20 protein-coding genes are annotated in these 18,788 nt (G+C 56.2%); 19 read left to right on the top strand and 1 reads right to left on the bottom strand.

Annotated features, from left to right (window positions below; all coding sequences use genetic code 11):
• Positions 1-54: 54 nt before the first annotated feature.
• The 17 genes from AWM79_RS17600 to AWM79_RS17520 all read left to right on the top strand — a co-directional run bounded on the left by AWM79_RS17600 (position 55) and on the right by AWM79_RS17520 (position 15,841).
• Complete coding sequence (locus AWM79_RS17600; protein ID WP_060783405.1) at positions 55-1,485, top strand: aldehyde dehydrogenase family protein; 1,431 nt, start codon at positions 55-57, stop codon at positions 1,483-1,485.
• A 113-nt stretch (positions 1,486-1,598) separates the two neighbouring features.
• Positions 1,599-1,994: a carboxymuconolactone decarboxylase family protein gene (locus tag AWM79_RS17595; protein WP_017132930.1), complete on the top strand. Its 396-nt coding sequence runs from the start codon at positions 1,599-1,601 to the stop codon at positions 1,992-1,994.
• Between the two features lie 57 nt (positions 1,995-2,051).
• On the top strand, positions 2,052-3,386 hold the full coding sequence (locus AWM79_RS17590) for an MFS transporter (RefSeq protein WP_017132929.1): 1,335 nt from the start codon (positions 2,052-2,054) through the stop codon (positions 3,384-3,386).
• Between the two features lie 41 nt (positions 3,387-3,427).
• A complete protein-coding gene (locus tag AWM79_RS17585) occupies positions 3,428-4,339 on the top strand; it encodes an NAD(P)-dependent oxidoreductase (RefSeq protein WP_060783404.1) in 912 nt (303 codons plus the stop codon).
• The gene (locus AWM79_RS17580; RefSeq protein ID WP_017132927.1) at positions 4,336-4,725 is read left to right on the top strand and encodes a cupin domain-containing protein; all 390 of its coding nucleotides are present in this window, start codon (positions 4,336-4,338) and stop codon (positions 4,723-4,725) included. The genes AWM79_RS17585 and AWM79_RS17580 overlap by 4 nt, the downstream gene beginning before the upstream one ends.
• Before the next feature lie 67 nt (positions 4,726-4,792).
• Positions 4,793-5,548, top strand: a complete 756-nt coding sequence (locus AWM79_RS17575) for a carboxymuconolactone decarboxylase family protein (protein WP_060783403.1) — start codon at positions 4,793-4,795, stop codon at positions 5,546-5,548.
• Between the two features lie 93 nt (positions 5,549-5,641).
• A complete protein-coding gene (locus AWM79_RS17570; protein ID WP_060783402.1) occupies positions 5,642-6,490 on the top strand; it encodes an N-acyl homoserine lactonase family protein in 849 nt (282 codons plus the stop codon).
• Positions 6,487-7,266: an SDR family oxidoreductase gene (locus AWM79_RS17565; protein ID WP_017132924.1), complete on the top strand. Its 780-nt coding sequence runs from the start codon at positions 6,487-6,489 to the stop codon at positions 7,264-7,266. The genes AWM79_RS17570 and AWM79_RS17565 overlap by 4 nt, the downstream gene beginning before the upstream one ends.
• A 48-nt stretch (positions 7,267-7,314) precedes the next feature.
• Positions 7,315-8,709 (top strand): MmgE/PrpD family protein, encoded by a 1,395-nt coding sequence (locus tag AWM79_RS17560; RefSeq protein WP_017132923.1) that lies wholly within the window; start codon positions 7,315-7,317, stop codon positions 8,707-8,709.
• Positions 8,710-8,734: 25 nt separating this feature from the next.
• Positions 8,735-9,619, top strand: coding sequence for an NAD(P)-dependent oxidoreductase (locus AWM79_RS17555; RefSeq protein WP_026013273.1), 885 nt, complete (start codon positions 8,735-8,737; stop codon positions 9,617-9,619).
• A gap of 538 nt (positions 9,620-10,157) precedes the next feature.
• Complete coding sequence (locus tag AWM79_RS17550; RefSeq protein WP_060783401.1) at positions 10,158-10,412, top strand: phenol hydroxylase subunit; 255 nt, start codon at positions 10,158-10,160, stop codon at positions 10,410-10,412.
• Between the two features lie 44 nt (positions 10,413-10,456).
• A complete protein-coding gene (locus AWM79_RS17545; protein WP_060783400.1) occupies positions 10,457-11,452 on the top strand; it encodes an aromatic/alkene monooxygenase hydroxylase subunit beta in 996 nt (331 codons plus the stop codon).
• Complete coding sequence (locus AWM79_RS17540) at positions 11,449-11,721, top strand: MmoB/DmpM family protein (protein WP_060783399.1); 273 nt, start codon at positions 11,449-11,451, stop codon at positions 11,719-11,721. The genes AWM79_RS17545 and AWM79_RS17540 overlap by 4 nt, the downstream gene beginning before the upstream one ends.
• A gap of 56 nt (positions 11,722-11,777) precedes the next feature.
• Positions 11,778-13,334, top strand: a complete 1,557-nt coding sequence (locus AWM79_RS17535) for an aromatic/alkene/methane monooxygenase hydroxylase/oxygenase subunit alpha (RefSeq protein ID WP_017132918.1) — start codon at positions 11,778-11,780, stop codon at positions 13,332-13,334.
• 73 nt (positions 13,335-13,407) lie between these two features.
• Positions 13,408-13,767: a phenol hydroxylase subunit P4 gene (locus tag AWM79_RS17530; RefSeq protein WP_017132917.1), complete on the top strand. Its 360-nt coding sequence runs from the start codon at positions 13,408-13,410 to the stop codon at positions 13,765-13,767.
• Positions 13,768-13,777: 10 nt separating this feature from the next.
• Positions 13,778-14,839, top strand: a complete 1,062-nt coding sequence (locus AWM79_RS17525; protein ID WP_060783398.1) for an NADH:ubiquinone reductase (Na(+)-transporting) subunit F — start codon at positions 13,778-13,780, stop codon at positions 14,837-14,839.
• Positions 14,840-14,929: 90 nt separating this feature from the next.
• Complete coding sequence (locus tag AWM79_RS17520) at positions 14,930-15,841, top strand: SphA family protein (protein ID WP_060783397.1); 912 nt, start codon at positions 14,930-14,932, stop codon at positions 15,839-15,841.
• Between the two features lie 254 nt (positions 15,842-16,095).
• Here AWM79_RS17520 and AWM79_RS17515 read toward each other — a convergent pair whose 3' ends face one another.
• Positions 16,096-17,058 (bottom strand): LysR family transcriptional regulator, encoded by a 963-nt coding sequence (locus AWM79_RS17515; protein ID WP_060783396.1) that lies wholly within the window; start codon positions 17,056-17,058, stop codon positions 16,096-16,098.
• 339 nt (positions 17,059-17,397) lie between these two features.
• Between AWM79_RS17515 and AWM79_RS17510 the strand changes: the two genes are divergently transcribed.
• On the top strand, positions 17,398-17,934 hold the full coding sequence (locus tag AWM79_RS17510) for a carboxymuconolactone decarboxylase family protein (RefSeq protein WP_017132913.1): 537 nt from the start codon (positions 17,398-17,400) through the stop codon (positions 17,932-17,934).
• A 91-nt stretch (positions 17,935-18,025) separates the two neighbouring features.
• Positions 18,026-18,571, top strand: a complete 546-nt coding sequence (locus AWM79_RS17505) for a carboxymuconolactone decarboxylase family protein (RefSeq protein ID WP_060783395.1) — start codon at positions 18,026-18,028, stop codon at positions 18,569-18,571.
• The last annotated feature ends 217 nt before the right edge of the window (positions 18,572-18,788 follow it).

Here is an 18,788-nt window from a genome sequence, read left to right as displayed (position 1 = left end):
TCGTCCGGGTTTTTTGCCAGCAGCAATCCATCATTCAGTAACGGAGTGAATCGAATGTCTCGCGCAGCCAGTTTCTATATCGGCGGACAATGGGTGGCGCCAGCTTCTGCCAAATGGTTCGAGGTCATCGACCCTGCAACCGAAACCGTTGTCGACCGATTGGCAATGGGCAACGCCACTGACGTCGATCGCGCCGTCGCGGCAGCCCGTGGCGCATTACCCGATTATGCCGAACGCAGCGTTGCCGAGCGCATCGCCTTGCTTGAGCGCATCGTGGCCATTTATGAGCGTCGCGAGGCAGACTTCGCCGAAGCGATGCGCGTGGAAATGGGCTCACCGATCACCTTCGCTCGCAAAGGTCAGGTACCGCGTGGCCCGTTGCACCTCAATCAACTGATCGAAGTGCTCAAGCGCTTTGCGTTCGAACAGCCTCAAGGCAGTACCTTGTTGCGCTTCGAACCGATCGGGGTCTGCGGGCTGATCACGCCGTGGAACTGGCCCATCAATCAGATCGTGGTGAAAATCGCCCCGGCGCTGGCGGCCGGTTGCACCATGGTGCTCAAACCGAGCGAGTATTCCCCGCTCAGTGCGCTGCTGTTTGCCGAGGTACTGGATGAGGCCGGTGTGCCACCCGGTGTGTTTAATCTGGTCAACGGTGACGGGCCTGGTGTGGGAGCAGCCATCGCGGCGCATCCGGGCATCGATATGCTGTCATTCACCGGATCGACGCGGGCGGGCGTGCTGGTGGCGAAAGCCGCCGCCGAAACGGTCAAGCGAGTGGCCCAGGAGTTGGGCGGGAAGTCTGCCAACATCCTACTCGACGACGTTGATCTGGACGATGCCGTGACCCGGGGTGTCGCCGCCTGTTTTACCAACAGTGGCCAGTCCTGCTCGATCCCCACCCGGATGCTGATTCCCCGTCCATTGATGGCCGCCGCGATACAGATTGCCAGACGTGCGGCGCAAGCCTTCAGCGTCGGTCCCACTGACCAAGCCTCGACTCAATTAGGGCCGGTGGTCAATCAGGCGCAATTCAACCGCGTACAGGCGCTGATTCAGACCGGCATCGAGGAGGGCGCGCAACTGGTGATTGGCGGGACGGGTCTGCCGGAAGGCATCTTTCGCGGTTATTACGTCAAGCCTACCGTGTTTGCCGGGGTCACGCCGGCAATGACTATCGCGCAAGAGGAAATTTTCGGACCCGTGCTCTCGATGATGGCATACGACAGCGAAGCCGAAGCCATCGAGATCGCCAATGGAACGAACTACGGTCTGGCGGCCTATGTGCAATCTGCCGACCTGAAACGCGCACGTCAGGTGGCGCGCGCCCTGCGGGCCGGTAGCGTGCATTTGAATTATCCTCCCGCCGATTTCGCGGCACCGTTCGGTGGCTACAAGCAGTCCGGTAACGGTCGGGAATGGGGCGAGTATGGGTTGCGCGAATACCTTGAGGTCAAATCCATGGTCGGCTACGCCGGCAGTTAGGTTTCATGGCGATAATTTTTGGGGAGGTGAGGCATCTCACGCCCAAAAAAATTTAACCGTTTTGATTGTATGACAATAACTCGATAATACGATATGCCTACTGGAGAGAGACAATGGAAGACAACGAGCGCTTCGTCAAAGGCTTCGAAAATCGCAAGGAGGTCTTAGGCGAAAGCCATGTCGAGAAATCCTGGGCAGCAGCCGACGACTTCAACCGCCCCATGCAAAAGCTCGTCACCGAATACTGCTGGGGAGAGATTTGGGGTGATTCCACACTCGCGTTCAAGACGCGCAGCATCATCAATCTGGCACTGCTAACGGCCATGAGCCAGCACCATGAACTCGCTGTTCATGTGAAAGGAGCACTCAAGAATGGGGTTTCCAAAGAGGAAATTCGCGCGGTACTGACACAGGCGTCGGTGTATTGCGGTGTTCCGGTGGGGCTTGCCGCGTTTCGGGTCGCCTCTGAAGCGATCAAGGCTTATGAAGCGCAGGCTGATCAGCACTGACCCCAAGCCTATTCGATACCACGCTTAACGTCTCAACAATAATTATAAGGATACGTCATGGCTACCTATGCATCCGTCCGACAGATTGAATCGGACCAGTCGATTGAAAAAAAGAGGAAAAATGCCATCAAGGGGGCATTTTTCTCCGAGTACATCGACATGTTCGATATCTACCTGCCGGTGGTGGTTCTGGCCCCGGTGCTGTTCTATTTTCAGCCAACCAATCTGTCGACCGGCATGGAAGCCATTCTCGCCTCGTTGGTGTTTATCACCACGCTGTTGGGACGACCTATCGGTGCCCTCTTGTTCGGCATGATCGCCGATACCACGGGGCGACGGATGGCATCGATCTATTCGGTGACGGGCTTTGGCGTGGTGACATTATTGATCGCGCTGTTGCCGGGGTATGACAGCATCGGCATCTGGTCTTACCTGTTGTTGGTGTTGCTACGGTTCATCGATGGAGTTTTTCTCGGCGGCGGCTACACCGGGGCCATGCCGTTGGCCATCGAGTATTCGAAAAAGCACCAGCGTGGTTTTGTCGGCGGGCTGATCATCGCCGGATTCCCGCTTGCCTACGTCAGCATCAACCTGGTCGCGATGTTGATGTTCGCACTCTTCCCCCTGGCCGGTGCCGACTCGCCCTATGTGCAATGGGGCTGGCGCATTCCGTTCGTGGTCGGCGCGCTGCTGGCCGGGGTGTTGGCCTTGTACTACGTGTTCGCGGTGTCTGAATCGGAAATCTGGGAAGTCGACGCCAGCAAACCGAAGGACAAGCTGCCGCTGACCGATCTTCTGCGCGGCAAAAGCGGCCGTAACCTGCTGCAGGTGCTGGTGATGATGACCGGTTTCTGGCTGACGCAAAACATCATCACGATTTTCCTGCCGACCGGATTGTTGGTGAAAACCCTGCACCTGTCCGGATTTGAAGTCACAGCCACGCTGCTGATTTCCTACACCGTGCTGTTCTTCAGCTACATCGCCTCGGGCATGTTGGGACAGAAAATCGGCCGGCGCCGCTTCTTCCTGATTCTGGGGCCAACCATTGCGATCCTGGGCGCGGCAATCATGTACGTACTGGCCAATGTGCCGGGGCTGTCGCTGGCGCTGATCATGTTCCTGGTCTGTGTGTTGTCGGTGGTGGTGACTGCGCCCTGGGGCGTGATCGTGACCTATATCAATGAACGTTTTGTCACGGATGTGCGGGCAACGGGCTTCGGTGTCGGCTTCAGCCTGTCAGTGATCATTCCTTCTTTTTACGCCTTTTACATGAACTGGCTCGGCCTGGTCATGCCGTTTACCGTCACGCCTGCGGTCCTGCTGTTGATGGGTGGAATCATCGGCACGCTGGGCGCGTTCATGGGGCCGGAAACCAAAGACGTGGACTTCTGACGGGGCCACAACCCGTCGTTTTGAACATCAGGAGAACTGCCGTGAACAACAGAACAATAGGCTTTGTCGGACTCGGCAACATGGGCGGCCGGATGACCCGCTGCCTGGTCGACTCGGGTTTGACGGTACTCGGTTACGACACCGACCCGCAGCGAGTGCGTGTTGCCGGTGCGCAACTGGCAGGCTCCATCCACGAGGTGGCGGACAAGGCCGACATCATCCTGTTGTCGTTGCCGGACAGCAAAGTGGTTGAGGCGGTCGTGGAGGGCATCGACGGCCTTCTGCGGCATTGCCGTAAAGGGCAGACGATCGTCGACCTGAGTACCGCTGCCGCCAGTTCGACCATCCGCTTGAATGGCCTGTTCACCAAACGCGGCGTGCAGTACATCGATGCCGGTATTTCCGGTGGCGCCGCTGCCGCGCAAAAAGGCACGTTGACGCTGATGGTGGGCGGTGACGTTGCGACAATCGAGTCGCTGGGCTGGGTGTTCGAACCCATTGCCAGCCAGGTGTTCAACATGGGCGAAAGCGGCGCCGGGCACACCACCAAGCTGCTCAACAACTTCCTCAATGCGGTCAGCCTGGCAGCCACCGCCGAGGTGATGATCGCGGGTAAGAAAGCCGGGCTTGACCTTCACCGCCTGCTGGATGTGCTCAACAGCAGCAGCGGTGTCAACTTCGCCACCCAGAGCCGCTTTCCCTACATCGTCGATGGCAACTACCTGGAAGGCGGGCTTACCGGCAAGTTGATGAGCAAGGACGTCGTGCTCTACATCGAACGCGCCCGTGAACTCGGCGTCGCGTCACTCAACGCGTCCGGGCCGCTGGCCAGCTTCGGCCTGCAGGTGGCCCTGGGTTACGGCGATCAAATCAGCAACAAAGTCGTGGATGCCATTGGCGACATGTCCGGTGGCATCCGGCTTCACGAACCATCATCAGGAGGCAAGGCATGAAGGTTATTCACGGTAACGCCCATGGCGCGGTTTCAGAGCAACGCTCGTCGACATTCACCGGGGTGGTCTGGGCCGATCCGGTGATGCCCACCACCGATGGCGTGACGATCAACAACGTGTCGTTCACCCCGGGTGCGCGCACGTTCTGGCACAGCCATGAGCAGGGCCAGGTGCTCTACGTCAGCGCCGGCAGCGGCTGGATCTGCGTCGAAGGCCGCGAGCCGGAAGTCATTCGCCAGGGCGACACGGTGTGGATCGGTCCGCACGAGCGCCATTGGCACGGCGCCGACACCAGCCACTTCATGGTTCATCTGGCGACCTCGATCGGCAAAACCGTCTGGCAGGAAGCCGTCTCGGACGAGGACTATTTGCAGGCAGCACGGTGATCGGTCAATAGCCCGGTATCCCGGCGGGCAGTGCCGTTCGCCAGGATACCTTGATGAAGGAGGGACGATGATGCTTACGCAAAAACAGCAGCAGGTAAAACAGGCTTTCATTGAGGCGGGCGGTATCTGGAGCCCGGCCTGGGAGAGCATTTTGCGTCTGGATGCCGGTTTTCTCCAAGCGTACTCGGGGTTTGCCGCTGTCCCGTGGAGAAAAAATCATCTGGAGAACAAGGTCAAGTCCTTCATTGCCATTGCGGCCAGTGCCAATGCTACCCATCTGTATGCGCCGGGCGTTCAGGAACATCTGCGCGCGGCGATCAAACATGGCGCCAGCGCTGAGGAGTTGATGGAGGTGCTGGAGTTGATCAGCACCGTCGGTATCCATGCTTCGAACGTCGGCGTGCCGGTGCTGTTGGAGGTGCTGGCGGAGGAAGGGCTGCGTAATGGCCCGGCGGTGCTGGATGCCCGGCGTGAAGCGCTCAAGGACAGTTTCGTGAAAAACCGTGGCTATTGGCATTCGTCCTGGGAAGGTTTGCTGGAGCTCGATCCAGAGCTTTTCGAAGCCTACGTCGAATTTTCCTCGGTGCCCTGGCGCACCGGTGTGCTGCCAGCAAAAATCAAGGAGCTGATCTACTGCGCCTTCGATGCGGCTGCCACGCACTTGTATGTGCCGGGCCTCAAGCTGCACATGCGAAACGCGTTGCGCTATGGCGCGACGACCGAGGAAATCATGGAGATGCTGGAGATCGTCAGTGTCATCGGCATTCACGGTGCGCTGCTGGCGGCGCCGATGCTTGAGCAGGCGCTGGGTGATGCGCGCTAGCAACCCCTACGCCCCCTTATAAAAATAAAAGCACAGTGCCCTGGTGTCATGGCTTGACCCACGCACTTGCATTCTTGTCTTGAGGAGTCAGATATGAACACCCCATCAGCGGTGGCCGTGAAACCCGACTGGATCGATCCTGAAGTGATCATCGTGCGTTACGGCACTCGGCAAACGACCAAGAGCGAGTGCTATTACAACTTCCGCGCCTACAGAGAGCCGGATAGTGAAATCACCATGGATTACTTTTTCTGGATCTTTCGCAACGCCGAACAGACCATTGTCATCGACACCGGGTTCAGCCCCGAAGCCGCCATCGCCCGGCGCCGTCAACCGCTGGTCGCACCGGCCGATGCCTTGGCTCGCCTGGGGATCGACCCGGCAGAGGTCAAGCTGTTGGTGTTGACCCACGCGCACTACGATCACGCCGGCAATCTGGGCCTGTACCCCAACGCGAAAATCGTCATGTCGCGCAATGAGTTCGACTTCTGGGCGTCGGACATGAGCCAGCGCCCCCAGTACGCTCACCATATCGACCCGCTGGATATCCAGCGCATCCAGGCACTGGCCGACGCGGGCCGGATCACCTTGCTCGACGGGCCTCGCAACACCTTGATCCCAGGGATCGAGCTCTACGAAGTCGGCGGTCATACTCCAGGCCAACTGGCCGTTGTGGTGCAGATGCCGGAAGGGCCGGTGATCCTCGCCTCGGACGCCATTCACTACTACGAAGAACTGGAGCAGGACCGTCCTTTCGCCGTGCTCGATAGCCTGGCCGCCATGTATCAAGGTTATGCACAAATCCGCCAATGGCAAAAGGAACAACCCGACGCCGTGGTTATCCCCGGCCATGACCCGGACGTTATGCATCGCTTTGCCCCGGTGGATCCGAACGACCCTTCATTCGCGGTCCGTATCGGCTCACCCAGGATGTCGGCATGAAAGGTAAAACGGCGCTGATCACCGGTTCATCGAGTGGGCTCGGCCTGGCGATGGCCCAGGGCTTGGCCGGTGCCGGTTGCAACCTGGTGCTGCACGGTCTGGAGTCGCCGCAGAACATGACGCCGACCTGCCAGGCCTTGGCACAAGCGCATGGCGTAGCGGCTTGTTACGTCTCTGCCGACCTGACGGAATCCGGCGCCATCGAGGCGCTGATAAACACCGCGCAGACGCAGATGGGAGGCATTGACGTGTTGATCAATAACGCCGTGGTCCGGCACTTTTCGCCCCTTGAGGATTTTCCGGGCGAACGTTGGGATCAGGCGCTGGCAGTCAATCTCACCGCCGCCTTTCGCGCCATCCAGTTGTGCTTGCCGGGCATGCGTGCTCAGGGCTGGGGGCGGATTTTCAATATGTCATCCGCCTATGGCTCACGCGCCATCGCCAACCGTATCGATTACGTCACCACCAAAACGGCCTTGCTCGGCCTGACCCGCGCGGTGGCGGTGGAAACCCAGGGACAGGGCATTACCTGCAACGCGGTGTGCCCGGGTTCGGTACTGACAGACAACATTGAAAGCCGTCTCACGGCATTGATGGCGCACCAGCAACTGGACCGCGACACGGCGACCCGCGAGTTCCTACGGGGCAAACAGGGCACCGGGCGGTTTATCGATGCTGCGCATGTGGCGGACCTGGTGGTGTTTCTGTGCAGCGCCTCGGGCACCCACATCACCGGTGCCACCTTGCCGGTGGACGACGGCTGGCTGGCCAGTTGAGTTCCACGAAAACAGCGAAAAGCCGGGACACCATTGAAGGAGACAAGCATGACCAGAGGCGACGTTCGCCCCGACATTGATCGCGCCATACCGACGCCACCGTTGACGCGACAACTGGCCGGCTTCATCGAGCGTACTCGGTGGAAGGATATTCCACCAGCCGTGCAATATGAGGCCAAGCGGGCGCTGGTGAATTATTTTGCGGTCTGTCTGGCGGGGTGCGGCGACCCTGATGTCGCCAAGGCAATCTCGCTGTTCCAGCGCTTTTCCTCGGGACAGCAAGCGCAGTTGGTCGGGCGCACCGAGCGGATGGACCTGCTCAATGCCGCCTCGTTGAATGCGATGAGCGCGAATGTCTACGATTTCGACGACACCCATATTCCGACGATCATTCACCCGACCGCACCGGTGGCGGCAGCGCTGTTCGCATTGGCCGGGACGTCGCGGTTCAGCGGTGAACAACTGCTGTTGGCGTTTGTGCTGGGGGTCGAAGTTGCATGTCGATTGGGCATGGCGATTTTTCCGGATCACTACCGGCGTGGTTGGCACATCACCTCCACCTGCGGTGTTTTCGGCGCGGCGGCGGCGTCGGCAAAACTGCTTGGCCTGAACGCGCAGCAACACCTATGGGCCTTGGGGAATGCCAGTGCGCAGTCGTCAGGTTTGGTGGAAACCCTGGGCAGTGCCTCAAAAAGCCTCGGCGTGGGTAACGCCGCACGTAACGGCTTGTTGTCCGCGCTGCTGGCCCAGACGGGTTTTGCCGGTCCCGAGCACCCGATCGAAGGTGAGCGCGGCTTTCTGCGGGTGATGGGCGAACGCCCGGATTTTCTGCAGATCAGCGAGGGTTTGGGCGCGCGCTGGGCATTGTTGGCCAACACCTACAAACCTTACCCCTGCGGTGTGGTGTTGAACCCGGTGATCGAGGCCTGTCTGGGGCTTTATCAAGACCGGGCATGGACGATGGACGAAGTGGTGCGCGTCGAGCTGACCGGCCACCCGCTGCTGCGCCAACGCACTGACCGTCCAGACATCCGCAGTGGGCGTGAATCACAGGTCAGTGCCCAGCATGCGGTCGCCGTTGTCTTGTCGACGGGGGCGGCGAGCCTCGCGCAATTTGGCGATACGGCGGTGGCCGAGCCAGCACTGCGAGCACTGTATCCCAAGCTGGTGTTTATCGATGATGCCGACTATGCGGTGGAGGCGGCGCAGGTGCGGATCTTTCTGCAATCGGGCCAGACCCGCTGTCGCCAAGTCTCCGTTTGCCGGGGCAGCCTGGCCGCGCCGCTCAGCGACCTGGACCTGGAACGCAAACTGCGCGAACTCGCCGACTACGGTCGTTCAGGCTGTGCGGCCCAGCCACTGATCGATGCGTTGTGGTCATTGGATCAGGCGGCCGATGCGAGTGTCGTGATGCAACTCGCCGCCGCCGGCGATGCGGCGTAACGGTTTCCAATTTTCAGGAGCTGACATGACGAACGACAGATTACTTGGATTTATTGGCGTAGGTGTCATGGGCCGGCCAATGGCGCGACGTTTGATCGAGCAGGGCCATCAGTTGGTGATCTTCGACACCGATGCCAAAGCACTGGATGAATTGGCGGCGCTGGGCGCACGGGTTGCCCACAGCGTCCGGGAGGTCGCCGACAGCGCTGAAATCATCTTCACCAGTTTGCCCAATCCGGCGATTTTCAAAGCCGTGGCCCTAGGCGCCAACGGTATCGTCGACGGCGCTGCGGTGCGGATTCTGATCGACCTGTCGACGGTCGGCTCTCGCGCTGAACAGGAAGTCGCGGCAGGCCTTTGCGCCCGAGGTATCGAAACCGTCGATGCACCGGTCAGCGGCGGCGCCGCCGGAGCACAGAAAGGCACGCTGGCGATGATGGTCGCGGGCAAGCCTGGCGTCATCGCCGAGGTGCGCGAGCTGTTCGATGTGTTCGGCAAGGTGTTCGTGGTGGGCGAGCAGGCTGGACAAGGGCAGCTACTCAAACTGCTCAACAACATGCTCTCGACCACTGCGTTCGCGATCACCGCCGAGGCTTTCGTCGCCGGGGTGAAAGGTGGGCTCGATCCGCAAGTGATGATGTCGGTGATTAATGCCGGCAGCGGCAAGAACGGTGCGACTCTGGATAAATTCCCCAAACACGTACTGCCGCGCACCTTCGATTTTGGTTTTCCCATTGGCAGTGTCTGCAAGGACATCGGCCTGGCGGTCGATGAGTGTCAGGCGCTGGGTGTGCCGATGTGGGTAGGCAGCAGCCTGCGCCAGATGTGGAATGTCGCGGCGCTGCAAGACGGCGGCCAACGCGATCTGACCGAGCTGGTGCTCGACATCGAGGCGTGGGCGGGGCTGTAGAAAAAAACATCAGCAAATCCGTAACATCATGACGGCGGCACACGTGTCGCCGATCGGGATCAGCCCCGGTTGATCCTCAACTACACCTATAGCTTCATGTAGTGCCATGCTCGATTCGACGAAGCACTGCGGGACGATGGTGGGGCATTGCACCAAAATCCCGGAGTGCCTGATTCGAAACCTTCCTTCGCCGAACAATATCAATTAGTTGAGTGTCGTCGGTGATCTGCATCGACGCCAGCTTGGCACTCCTTTCGAACGTTTCCTGAACTCATCCTTCTATTCTCGACCTGACAGAACTCGGCACTACGAGCGCCGCTTGTCTATTTGCTCGAATCGAGGCGATTGAAATTGACCAAATGGTAAATTCGACACTATCGCTCTCCCTTCGAGGATAACCTTCGGCATCGAAGGTGGCTTATCAGTGTTTCGCTATTGCTATGTTTATTAAGGCTTTTATTTTTTATTTGGCACTCACCCTGGGGGCTGGCATCGTTGTTGCTCCGTACTCCTTCATAACAATAGGGAGTGCCTGAGCATGAACCAATCTGGTAGCACCTTCGATCAAATGCCGCGCTACGTGCGTGTGCGCAGCAAGCCGGAAGATGCCTTTGTCGAATTCGACTTTGCCATCGGCTACCCGGAGTTGTTTGTCGAGCTGGTGCTTCCGCATCACGCGTTCAAGCAGTTTTGCGAGAGCAACCATGTGCAACACATGGACGCGCAAATGTCCGACGCCCTAGACGCCGATGCAAAAAAGTGGCGTTACGGCGAAAGCCGCGACGCTGAATAAGCCGTCCTTCCCTGCATAAAACAACAACTACAGGAGATCACTCCATGAGTGTCGAGATCAAGACGACGACCGTCGAGACGATCCGCAACACGTTCAGCCACACTCGCCGCCGGTTTGGCGACAAAGTTGCCAGCCGTTATCAGGAAGCCAGCTTCGATATCGAATCAGCGACCAACTTCCATTATCGGCCGCTCTGGCAGCCCGACAAATTGCTTAACGATGCCACGCGTACCGCCGTGGTCATGGCCGACTGGTACGCGGTCAGCGATCCACGTCAGTATTACTACGGCGCCTATGTCCAGGCACGAGCCAAGATGCAGGAGAACGCCGAGCACGATTACTCTTTCTGTGAGAAGCGCGACATGCTCGGTGGCTTGTCGGCTGAAAATATCCAGTTGATCAGTACGCTGTTGCTGCCTCTTCGTCATGCGGAGTTGGGTGCGAACATGAACAACAGCAATATCGCCGCCGACGGCTTCGGCACCAGCGTCACTCAGATGCACATGTTCCAAGCCATGGACCGGCTAGGCATTGCTCAATATCTCTCGCGCATAGGGCTGATGCTCGATGGCGGCGATGTGCAGATTCTCGCTCAAGCCAAGCAGCTGTGGCTGAACGATTCTGCCTGGCAGGGAATGCGTCGCTACGTCGAAGACACCTTAGTCATACGTGACTGGTTCGAATTGACCGTGGCGCAAAATGTGGTCAGCGATGGCCTGGTGTATCCGCTGTTGTTCAACAAACTCGACGAGCAACTGAGCGCTAACGGCGCCGGTCAGGTCGGCATGCTGACTGAATTCATGCGCCTGTGGTTCGCCGAGAGCCAACGTTGGGTCGATGCGCTGCTCAAGACAGTGATCAGCGAGAGCGCTGCAAACAAGGCCCTGGTGGAAAGCTGGATCGATCGCTGGAGCCAGCGCTCCGTCGAGGCGTTGCGCCCACTGGCCGGTCTTGGCCTGAATGAGTCCGCGTTGGATGCGGTGTGCGGCGAGTTCGCCACCCGACTGAAAAAAATCGGCTTGACCGGAGTGAACCCATGACCTCCCTCGTTTACCTCAACCTGCAAGACACTGATTACGCGCGTTCAATCGTCGAAGCCATCAGGACAGACAATCCACACGCCGACATCCAGCATCAGCCTTCGATGATTCGCATCGAGGCGCCGGGACGCCTGGACATTCGTCGCGAAACCGTGGAACAGATCACCGGCAGCCCGTGGGACATCCAGGAAATGCTGATGTACGTGATCACCCTGGGCGGCAACGTCGAGGAAGAAGACGACAGTTTTTCCCTGCACTGGAACAGCTGAGCGCCATCAGCCTGCCGTGCGCGTTTGATCGATAACAAGAATTCCGGAGAATCATCATGGCCGTGAAAAAACGCCTCAATGCCAAAGAAAAGTATCGCTGCATGACTCGTGACCTGGACTGGGAGCCGAGCTACCAGACCCACGAGGACATCTATCCACACGAGCGTTTCGAAGGGATCAAGATTACTGACTGGGACAAGTGGGAAGACCCGTTTCGTCTGACCATGGATACCTATTGGAAATACCAGGCTGAAAAAGAGAAAAAGCTCTACGCGATATTCGATGCATTCTCGCAAAACAACGGCCATACCACCCTCTCGGACGCCCGTTATGTCAACGCGCTGAAGCTGTTCCTGTCGGGCGTAACGCCATTGGAATACCAGGCCTATCAAGGTTTCGCCCGGGTCGGGAGGCAATTCAGCGGCGCCGGTGCGCGCATCGCTTGTCAGATGCAGGCTATCGACGAACTGCGTCACGTGCAGACGCAGATTCATGCCATGAGTCACTACAACAAACACTTCAATGGCTTGCATGATTTTGCCCATATGCATGACCGTGTCTGGTTCCTCTCGGTGCCCAAGTCGTTCTTCGAAGACGCGCGCACGGCCGGCCCGTTCGAGTTCCTCACAGCGATTTCGTTCTCCTTCGAATACGTGCTGACCAACCTGTTGTTCGTACCCTTCATGTCGGGTGCTGCGTTCAACGGTGACATGGCCACGGTCACCTTCGGTTTCTCGGCACAGTCCGACGAAGCCCGCCATATGACCCTCGGTCTTGAAGTGATCAAGTTCTTGCTGGAACAGCATGAGGACAACGTGCCGATCATCCAGCGGTGGATCGACAAGTGGTTCTGGCGCGGTTACCGCCTGTTGACCCTGGTCGGCATGATGATGGACTACATGCTGCCCAACAAAGTCATGTCTTGGTCCGAAGCTTGGGGTGTGTACTTCGAAGAGGCCGGCGGTGCGCTGTTCAAGGATCTGGAGCGTTATGGCATCCGTCCGCCAAAGCATGTCGAAGAAGCCAACATTGGTAAGGATCACATCAGCCATCAGGCGTGGTCGATCTTCTACCAGTACAGCCAGGCCACCAACTTCCACACCTGGATGCCGACCGACGAGGAGTTGGATTGGTTGTCTTCCAAGTATCCAGACACCTTCGACAAAATCTACCGGCCACGCTTCGAACACTGGCGTGCGCTGCAAGAAAAGGGTGAGCGTTTCTACAACCCGACGCTGCCGATGCTCTGCCAGATCTGTCAGATCCCGCTGTCGTTCACTGAGCCCGACGAGTCGACAACCTTGAGCCATCGCAGCGCTGAGCACGAGGGCGAGCGTTATCACTTCTGCTCTCAGGGGTGCTGCGACATTTTTGAGTACGAACCCACGAAGTACATCCAGGCCTGGCTGCCCGTGCACCAGATTCTCCAGGGCAACTGCGGCGGTGCGGATGTCGAGACGATTGTCAGTGAGTACTACAACATCGAGCCGGGCCAAGACAACTTCGAATACTTGGGCTCCACCGAGCATCGGCGTTGGCAGGACTGGCACCCGAATGATCGCAACAGCGCGCCGGCTACGCCGGCTGACCCGACGCTGCGCAAGACCGGTTGAGGTCAGAGGCTGAACGAAGAAGCGGGTGTCCGCGCCCGCTTGCAAATTATCTGACAAGAAAAAGGACAAAATCATGCCCGTGACTGCCATTGGTACCTATAGCGCCCAACCTCTGGATAGCCAGAGCAACTTCAATGGCCTGCAACTCGTCTACCTGTGCTGGGAAAAGCACCTGATGTTTTGCGCGCCCTTTACCTTTCCGCTACCACCGAGCATGCCATTCGGAGCGTTCGTCGACCAGGTTGTAAAAGCGTCTATTTCGCAACATCCGGACGCCTCTCGCGTCGACTTTAGCCAAGTGCTGTGGCGATTGAACGATCAGCCCTTCACCCCGGACTACGCGGCCAGCCTGATCGATAACGGCATAGACCATAAAAGTCTGTTGCATATGAATACACCAGGCTTGAACGGCATTGCCGGCACTTTCAACTGAGGAACCGGTAATGAGCTACCAAGTAACCATCGAGCCCACCGGCGAGCAAATCGAGGTAGAGGAGGGCCAGACCATCCTGCAGGCGGCATTGCGCCAGGGTGTTTGGCTGCCATTCGCCTGTGGCCACGGTACCTGCGCCACCTGTAAGGTTCAGGTGCTCGAAGGTGATGCGGATGTGGGGGCGGCTTCGTCATTCGCCTTGATGGATATGGAGAGGGATGAAGGCAAGATTCTCGCCTGTTGTGCAATGCCTCTGAGCGATATGGTGATCGAAGCGGATATCGACGCTGATCCGGACTTTCTCGGGCACCCTGTCGAGGACTATCAAGCTGTTGTCACCCAGCTTGTCGACCTGTCGCCCACCATCAAAGGCGTCCACCTGAAGCTCGACCGACCCATGGCATTTCAGGCCGGTCAGTACATCAACCTGCAACTACCGGGAATTGAAGGGACGCGAGCATTTTCCCAGGCCAACACGCCCAGCCGTGCGGATGAAGTGGAACTGCATGTGCGCCGTGTAGACGGTGGCCTGGCCACGACCATGATTCATGATGAACTTCAAGTGGGCGACGCGGTGGAATTGTCCGGTCCCTACGGCCAGTTTTTTGTGCGTACCTCACAAAGCGGCGATTTGATTTTCATCGCCGGCGGCTCGGGTTTGTCGAGTCCTCAGTCGATGATTCTCGATCTTTTGGAGTCCGGTGACAGTCGCCAGATTGTGCTGTTCCAAGGCGCGCGCAATCGAGCTGAGCTCTATAACCGCGAGCTGTTTGAGGCGTTGGCGCGTGCCCATGACAACTTCATCTATGTGCCTGCTCTGAGCCAGGCAGCGGATGATCCGGAGTGGCAAGGATTCAAGGGGTATGTGCATGACGCCGCGAAGCAGTATTTCGAAGGCCGTTTCAGCAGCCGCAAGGCTTATCTGTGCGGACCGCCTGTGATGATTGATTCGGCCATCACCTGCCTGATGCAGGGGCGGTTGTTCGAGCGGGACATTTTCATGGAGCGTTTCTATAGCGCGGCGGATGGCGCTAGCGAAAGTACAAGGTCGGCGCTGTTCAAAAAAATCTGATTTCACCGTAGTAAAGATGCCCACTTTGCTGATCTCACAACGATCAGCAAGTGCTCGGCTGACTATAAAAACAACAAAAGATCATCGACTATGAAAGCGTTAACAAAATCAGCTCACGTTCGTCATCTGTATAATGCCGTTTTGAGCTTGTTAGCTGCCACCAGCATTGGGGTAGAGGCCACCGAGACCGGCGGATCCTCCTACCCCATGGGCTCTGAAAACTATATGTCAGGGGCGTTACCGCCGCCGGGCATCTATTCGCAGTTTTTCGCCAATCACTACGAGGCTGACTCACTGCGAGACAACCGTGGTAATAAGGTGCCGATTGATTTCAACGTGCGGGCCAATGTCATTGCGCTGCGGATGATCTGGGTAACCGAGCAGCAAGTGTTCGGAGGGAACCTGGCTTTTCACACGATCATTCCGGCGGCTGATTTGAAAGTAAAGATCAATGGCCAATCACAAACCAAACAAGGTTTGGCCGATGTGTTCTTTGGTCCCGCACTTGGTTTCCATCACAGTGAAAAACTGCACAGCATTCTGGCCTTGGACTTTATCGCCCCCACGGGTGAATACGACAAGAATGATTTGGCCAACATCGGGCGTAATTATTGGGTGATCGAACCTGTTCTAGCGGTGTCTTACGTCGACCCGAACGGACTGAACATAGATGCCAAAACGATGTATGACTTCAACCTGCGCAATAAAGATACCGATTATCGCTCGGGCCAGGAATTGCACACAGACTATGCGGTAGGTTGGGGGCTCGGTAATGGTTGGGTGGTGGGTGTAGGCGGTTATATTTATCATCAAACCACGGACGATCGGCAGCATGGTGATCGTATAAAAGACAATAAGGGCAGGGCATTCGCAATTGGTCCTTCCGTGAAATACATGAGTAATAACGGATGGTTTCTGACAGCCAAATGGCAGAAAGAATCTCAAGTGCGAAATAGGGCGGAAGGTGATGCCTATTGGTTGAAGTTGTCAATTCCTTTTTAAATAATCGTTCGATTGATAAGGGTGCTCGCTGGCAGAATACGCTGTTAGTGCCCTTGTTATTACCATCTGCATTGGTGTGAGAAATCTCTAAAAATTTTTTTCCAAGAGCGCCTAGCTAGATCGGATAGGGAAGCTTATACGGTGGGATATTCAGAGTTTTCAACTCTTACAGGTACCCGACTGTATAAAAGGAAGCATGACCTGATAGGGGGCATATTCTATATTGGAGTCATTGGTTGTCGACACTTGAATAATTATAAGTCTGGGTATTCGGGTACAAGGGTGTTCATTCCTGTTCGCAATCTATCTTTATCACCGAGCAAGACTGACCTTAAGCGCGGTACAACGAAGTCAAAAAAACTGCGAGTTTTTACCGGTAATGGTATCTGACCGGCGTGAACTAAATGAACGGGTATAGGCGTGGGTTCGAATTCACGAAGGACTAAGCGTAATTTTTGTTGCTCGACCGCATGGGAAATCTGATATGACAAAACATGAGTTAGCCCCACATTCGCAATAGCAGCATCAATAGCGGCTTCAGCGGTGTTGACTGAAAGGCGAGGTTTCACCATTACAGTCAGTATATTTGCCGGCGTTGCAGCAGGCGCGAAAGTCCACAAAGCACCTGAAGGCAATCCTTCGAAATTGACGCATGAATGCTCTATGAGATCATTGGGATGCGTGGGCTTTCCGTGGCTGGCCAGGTATTCCGGGCTCGCGCAAACCACCCGACAGACAGTTCCAACCTGGGTGGCCATCATGCCGCTATCCGGTAATCTACCGACTCGTACAGCGGCGTCGATATGATCATCCACAAGATGCATCGTCTTGTCGGATAATATCAATCGGATATTAATTTGCGGAAACGAGGCCAAGAAATCGTTAATGATGGGTAGGAGATGAAGGCGTCCAAAGACGACAGGTGCAGTTACAACCAACTCACCTCGAGGTGTCGTGTATTCACCGGAGGCAGAGCGCTCTGCTTCGGTCACCTGATCGAGAATCTGCTTGCAAGACTGAAGATAGGTCAATCCTGCTTCAGTCAGCGTCAAGCTACGAGTAGAACGCATCAACAGCCGAACCCCCAAATGCTCCTCTAAAGCCGCGAGTTTTCGACTGACGGTTGGCAGCGGAACGGAGAGCTTGCGACTTGCAGCAGAAAAGCTCCCGGCTTCCACTGTAGCTACCAGGATGGCCATCGCTTCAAGACGATCCATTTTGTTAATCCTCTCAGAAAAGCACGCATTTTGGCACTGATTGATAACCTACCAGTCACTTTTGCGCAGGTAAAGGTGTGGTTCCGGCTATGCAAAATGCGGGATAATCATGTGTCTTGATTCAGGCATTTTTGAGGGTTTTCTTTGTTTAATTATACGGTTGATTTTTAGCGTGAATGGTGGTGCCTGGCTGCTATGGTGCGTGGTACACGTCACTCTCGTCAATTGACTTCTGTTCTCATTTTTTGAAATGGTTCTTCTTGAAATTTTCTGGTTATCACTGCGCTCTCAAGTCGATAGACTGAACCGACAATACATATCTCTTACAGGTGGAAAAACATGTCACGCGTCGAAATTCCGAGCCGGGAAAACACACCGCCAGAAACGCACGCGGCCTTGGACGCGATAGGAAAGCGCCTTGGTTTTTTCCCCAATCTGTATCGGCTCACTGCAATGAGTCCGAAAACCCTCGCGGCGTTGGTGGGAATGCAAACTCCGTTGATGAAAGCATTGGATTTGAAGACACGTGAGCGAATCGCACTTGTTGTTTCAGAGGTCAACAGGTGTCATTACTGTGTGGCTGCTCATACCTTTGTTGGACTAAACCTGGCGAAAGACAGTCCGGAAGAAATGGCGCTTGCACGAAAGGGGCAATCGAGCAATCCGAAAATTCAGACTATTATTCAGTTCGCTGCAAAAGTTGCGGAAATGCGCGGTCACGTCAGTGAGGACGAGATTGATCGTGTACGAAAGGCAGGATACTCCGATGCGGAAATTATCGAAGTCATTGGCCTGGTAATACAATTCAGCTTTACTAATTACATCAATAACGTATTCGATACCGACATTGATTTTCCGACGGATACGTTGGCCTAAGCGTTTTATGAATCATTTAAGGCGTAGCTGCGATAGTGTCAGTACACCACTCTTGAACCGTTACTGCCAAACATCCTATTGAGGTGCAGTCATGACCCGCACTATAATTCCCACACGAGACAGCGCCAAGGAGGAAGTGCGTCCTACGTTTGATACTGTTTACAAAAAACTGGGGTTTGTACCTAATGTATTGCGTTTGACATCACTCTCACCCAGCACGCTTACAGCCTTGGACAAGATGCAGCAGTCGCTGGACGACAGCTTCGATGCGAGGCTTCGCGCCCATGTAGCGCTCGCGGTGTCTGAGGTAAATACATGCCTGTATTGCCTGGCGACACATACCTATATGGGTATGAATTTTTGGAAAATGTACCCGAGTGATTTATTGCTTGCCCGACGAGGTATGTCCAACGACCGAAAAATGGCGGCAGTGGGGCGGTTTGTCAAACAACTTGTCACCACGCGTGGGCACGTTACCGAGGCAGAGCTCATACTCATTCGCGAAGCAGGCTTCAGCGATGAGGAAATATTGAATATTATCGGTTTAAGTGTTCAATATATGTTTACCAACTACATCAATAATGTCTTCGATACAAAGATTGATTTCCCCAAGGTGGATGTGTTGGGTCCGAACTGACACGAGTCGGAATTAGCTCAATCTAACATGTCTCATGTACATAGATGAAATTTATCATCTGTGAAGATCCGATCAAGCTTATTTGAGCCGGCCTCAAGGCGTGCAACGCTCGGCAGGCTTCCCTCCGCTCCTGCGTAGCGCTTACGGGCGACAATCCCAGAATGCTTCCAGCCAGCCTTGTTGAGAGACTTTGGGGAACATTCCTAGCTATTTTTGG

This window comes from Pseudomonas agarici, from assembly GCF_001543125.1.
GTDB classification, from domain to species: domain Bacteria; phylum Pseudomonadota; class Gammaproteobacteria; order Pseudomonadales; family Pseudomonadaceae; genus Aquipseudomonas; species Aquipseudomonas agarici.
The sequence above is the reverse complement of the archived record's forward strand: the minus strand, read 5'-3'. Positions and strand labels throughout refer to the sequence as shown.

Bases quoted from the DNA above. Each gene is read 5' to 3' on its own strand.
- AWM79_RS17575 (WP_060783403.1), top strand. From the start codon at position 4,793: ATGATGCTTACGCAAAAACAGCAGCAGGTAAAACAGGCTTTCATTGAG.
- AWM79_RS17560 (WP_017132923.1), top strand. From the start codon at position 7,315: ATGACCAGAGGCGACGTTCGCCCCGACATTGATCGCGCCATACCGACG.
- AWM79_RS17555 (WP_026013273.1), top strand. From the start codon at position 8,735: ATGACGAACGACAGATTACTTGGATTTATTGGCGTAGGTGTCATGGGC.
- AWM79_RS17535 (WP_017132918.1), top strand. From the start codon at position 11,778: ATGGCCGTGAAAAAACGCCTCAATGCCAAAGAAAAGTATCGCTGCATG.
- AWM79_RS17580 (WP_017132927.1), top strand. From the start codon at position 4,336: ATGAAGGTTATTCACGGTAACGCCCATGGCGCGGTTTCAGAGCAACGC.
- AWM79_RS17595 (WP_017132930.1), top strand. From the start codon at position 1,599: ATGGAAGACAACGAGCGCTTCGTCAAAGGCTTCGAAAATCGCAAGGAG.
- AWM79_RS17550 (WP_060783401.1), top strand. From the start codon at position 10,158: ATGAACCAATCTGGTAGCACCTTCGATCAAATGCCGCGCTACGTGCGT.
- AWM79_RS17505 (WP_060783395.1), top strand. From the start codon at position 18,026: ATGACCCGCACTATAATTCCCACACGAGACAGCGCCAAGGAGGAAGTG.
- AWM79_RS17525 (WP_060783398.1), top strand. From the start codon at position 13,778: ATGAGCTACCAAGTAACCATCGAGCCCACCGGCGAGCAAATCGAGGTA.
- AWM79_RS17545 (WP_060783400.1), top strand. From the start codon at position 10,457: ATGAGTGTCGAGATCAAGACGACGACCGTCGAGACGATCCGCAACACG.
- AWM79_RS17600 (WP_060783405.1), top strand. From the start codon at position 55: ATGTCTCGCGCAGCCAGTTTCTATATCGGCGGACAATGGGTGGCGCCA.
- AWM79_RS17540 (WP_060783399.1), top strand. From the start codon at position 11,449: ATGACCTCCCTCGTTTACCTCAACCTGCAAGACACTGATTACGCGCGT.
- AWM79_RS17510 (WP_017132913.1), top strand. From the start codon at position 17,398: ATGTCACGCGTCGAAATTCCGAGCCGGGAAAACACACCGCCAGAAACG.
- AWM79_RS17565 (WP_017132924.1), top strand. From the start codon at position 6,487: ATGAAAGGTAAAACGGCGCTGATCACCGGTTCATCGAGTGGGCTCGGC.
- AWM79_RS17570 (WP_060783402.1), top strand. From the start codon at position 5,642: ATGAACACCCCATCAGCGGTGGCCGTGAAACCCGACTGGATCGATCCT.
- AWM79_RS17520 (WP_060783397.1), top strand. From the start codon at position 14,930: ATGAAAGCGTTAACAAAATCAGCTCACGTTCGTCATCTGTATAATGCC.
- AWM79_RS17530 (WP_017132917.1), top strand. From the start codon at position 13,408: ATGCCCGTGACTGCCATTGGTACCTATAGCGCCCAACCTCTGGATAGC.
- AWM79_RS17515 (WP_060783396.1), bottom strand. From the start codon at position 17,058: ATGGATCGTCTTGAAGCGATGGCCATCCTGGTAGCTACAGTGGAAGCC.
- AWM79_RS17590 (WP_017132929.1), top strand. From the start codon at position 2,052: ATGGCTACCTATGCATCCGTCCGACAGATTGAATCGGACCAGTCGATT.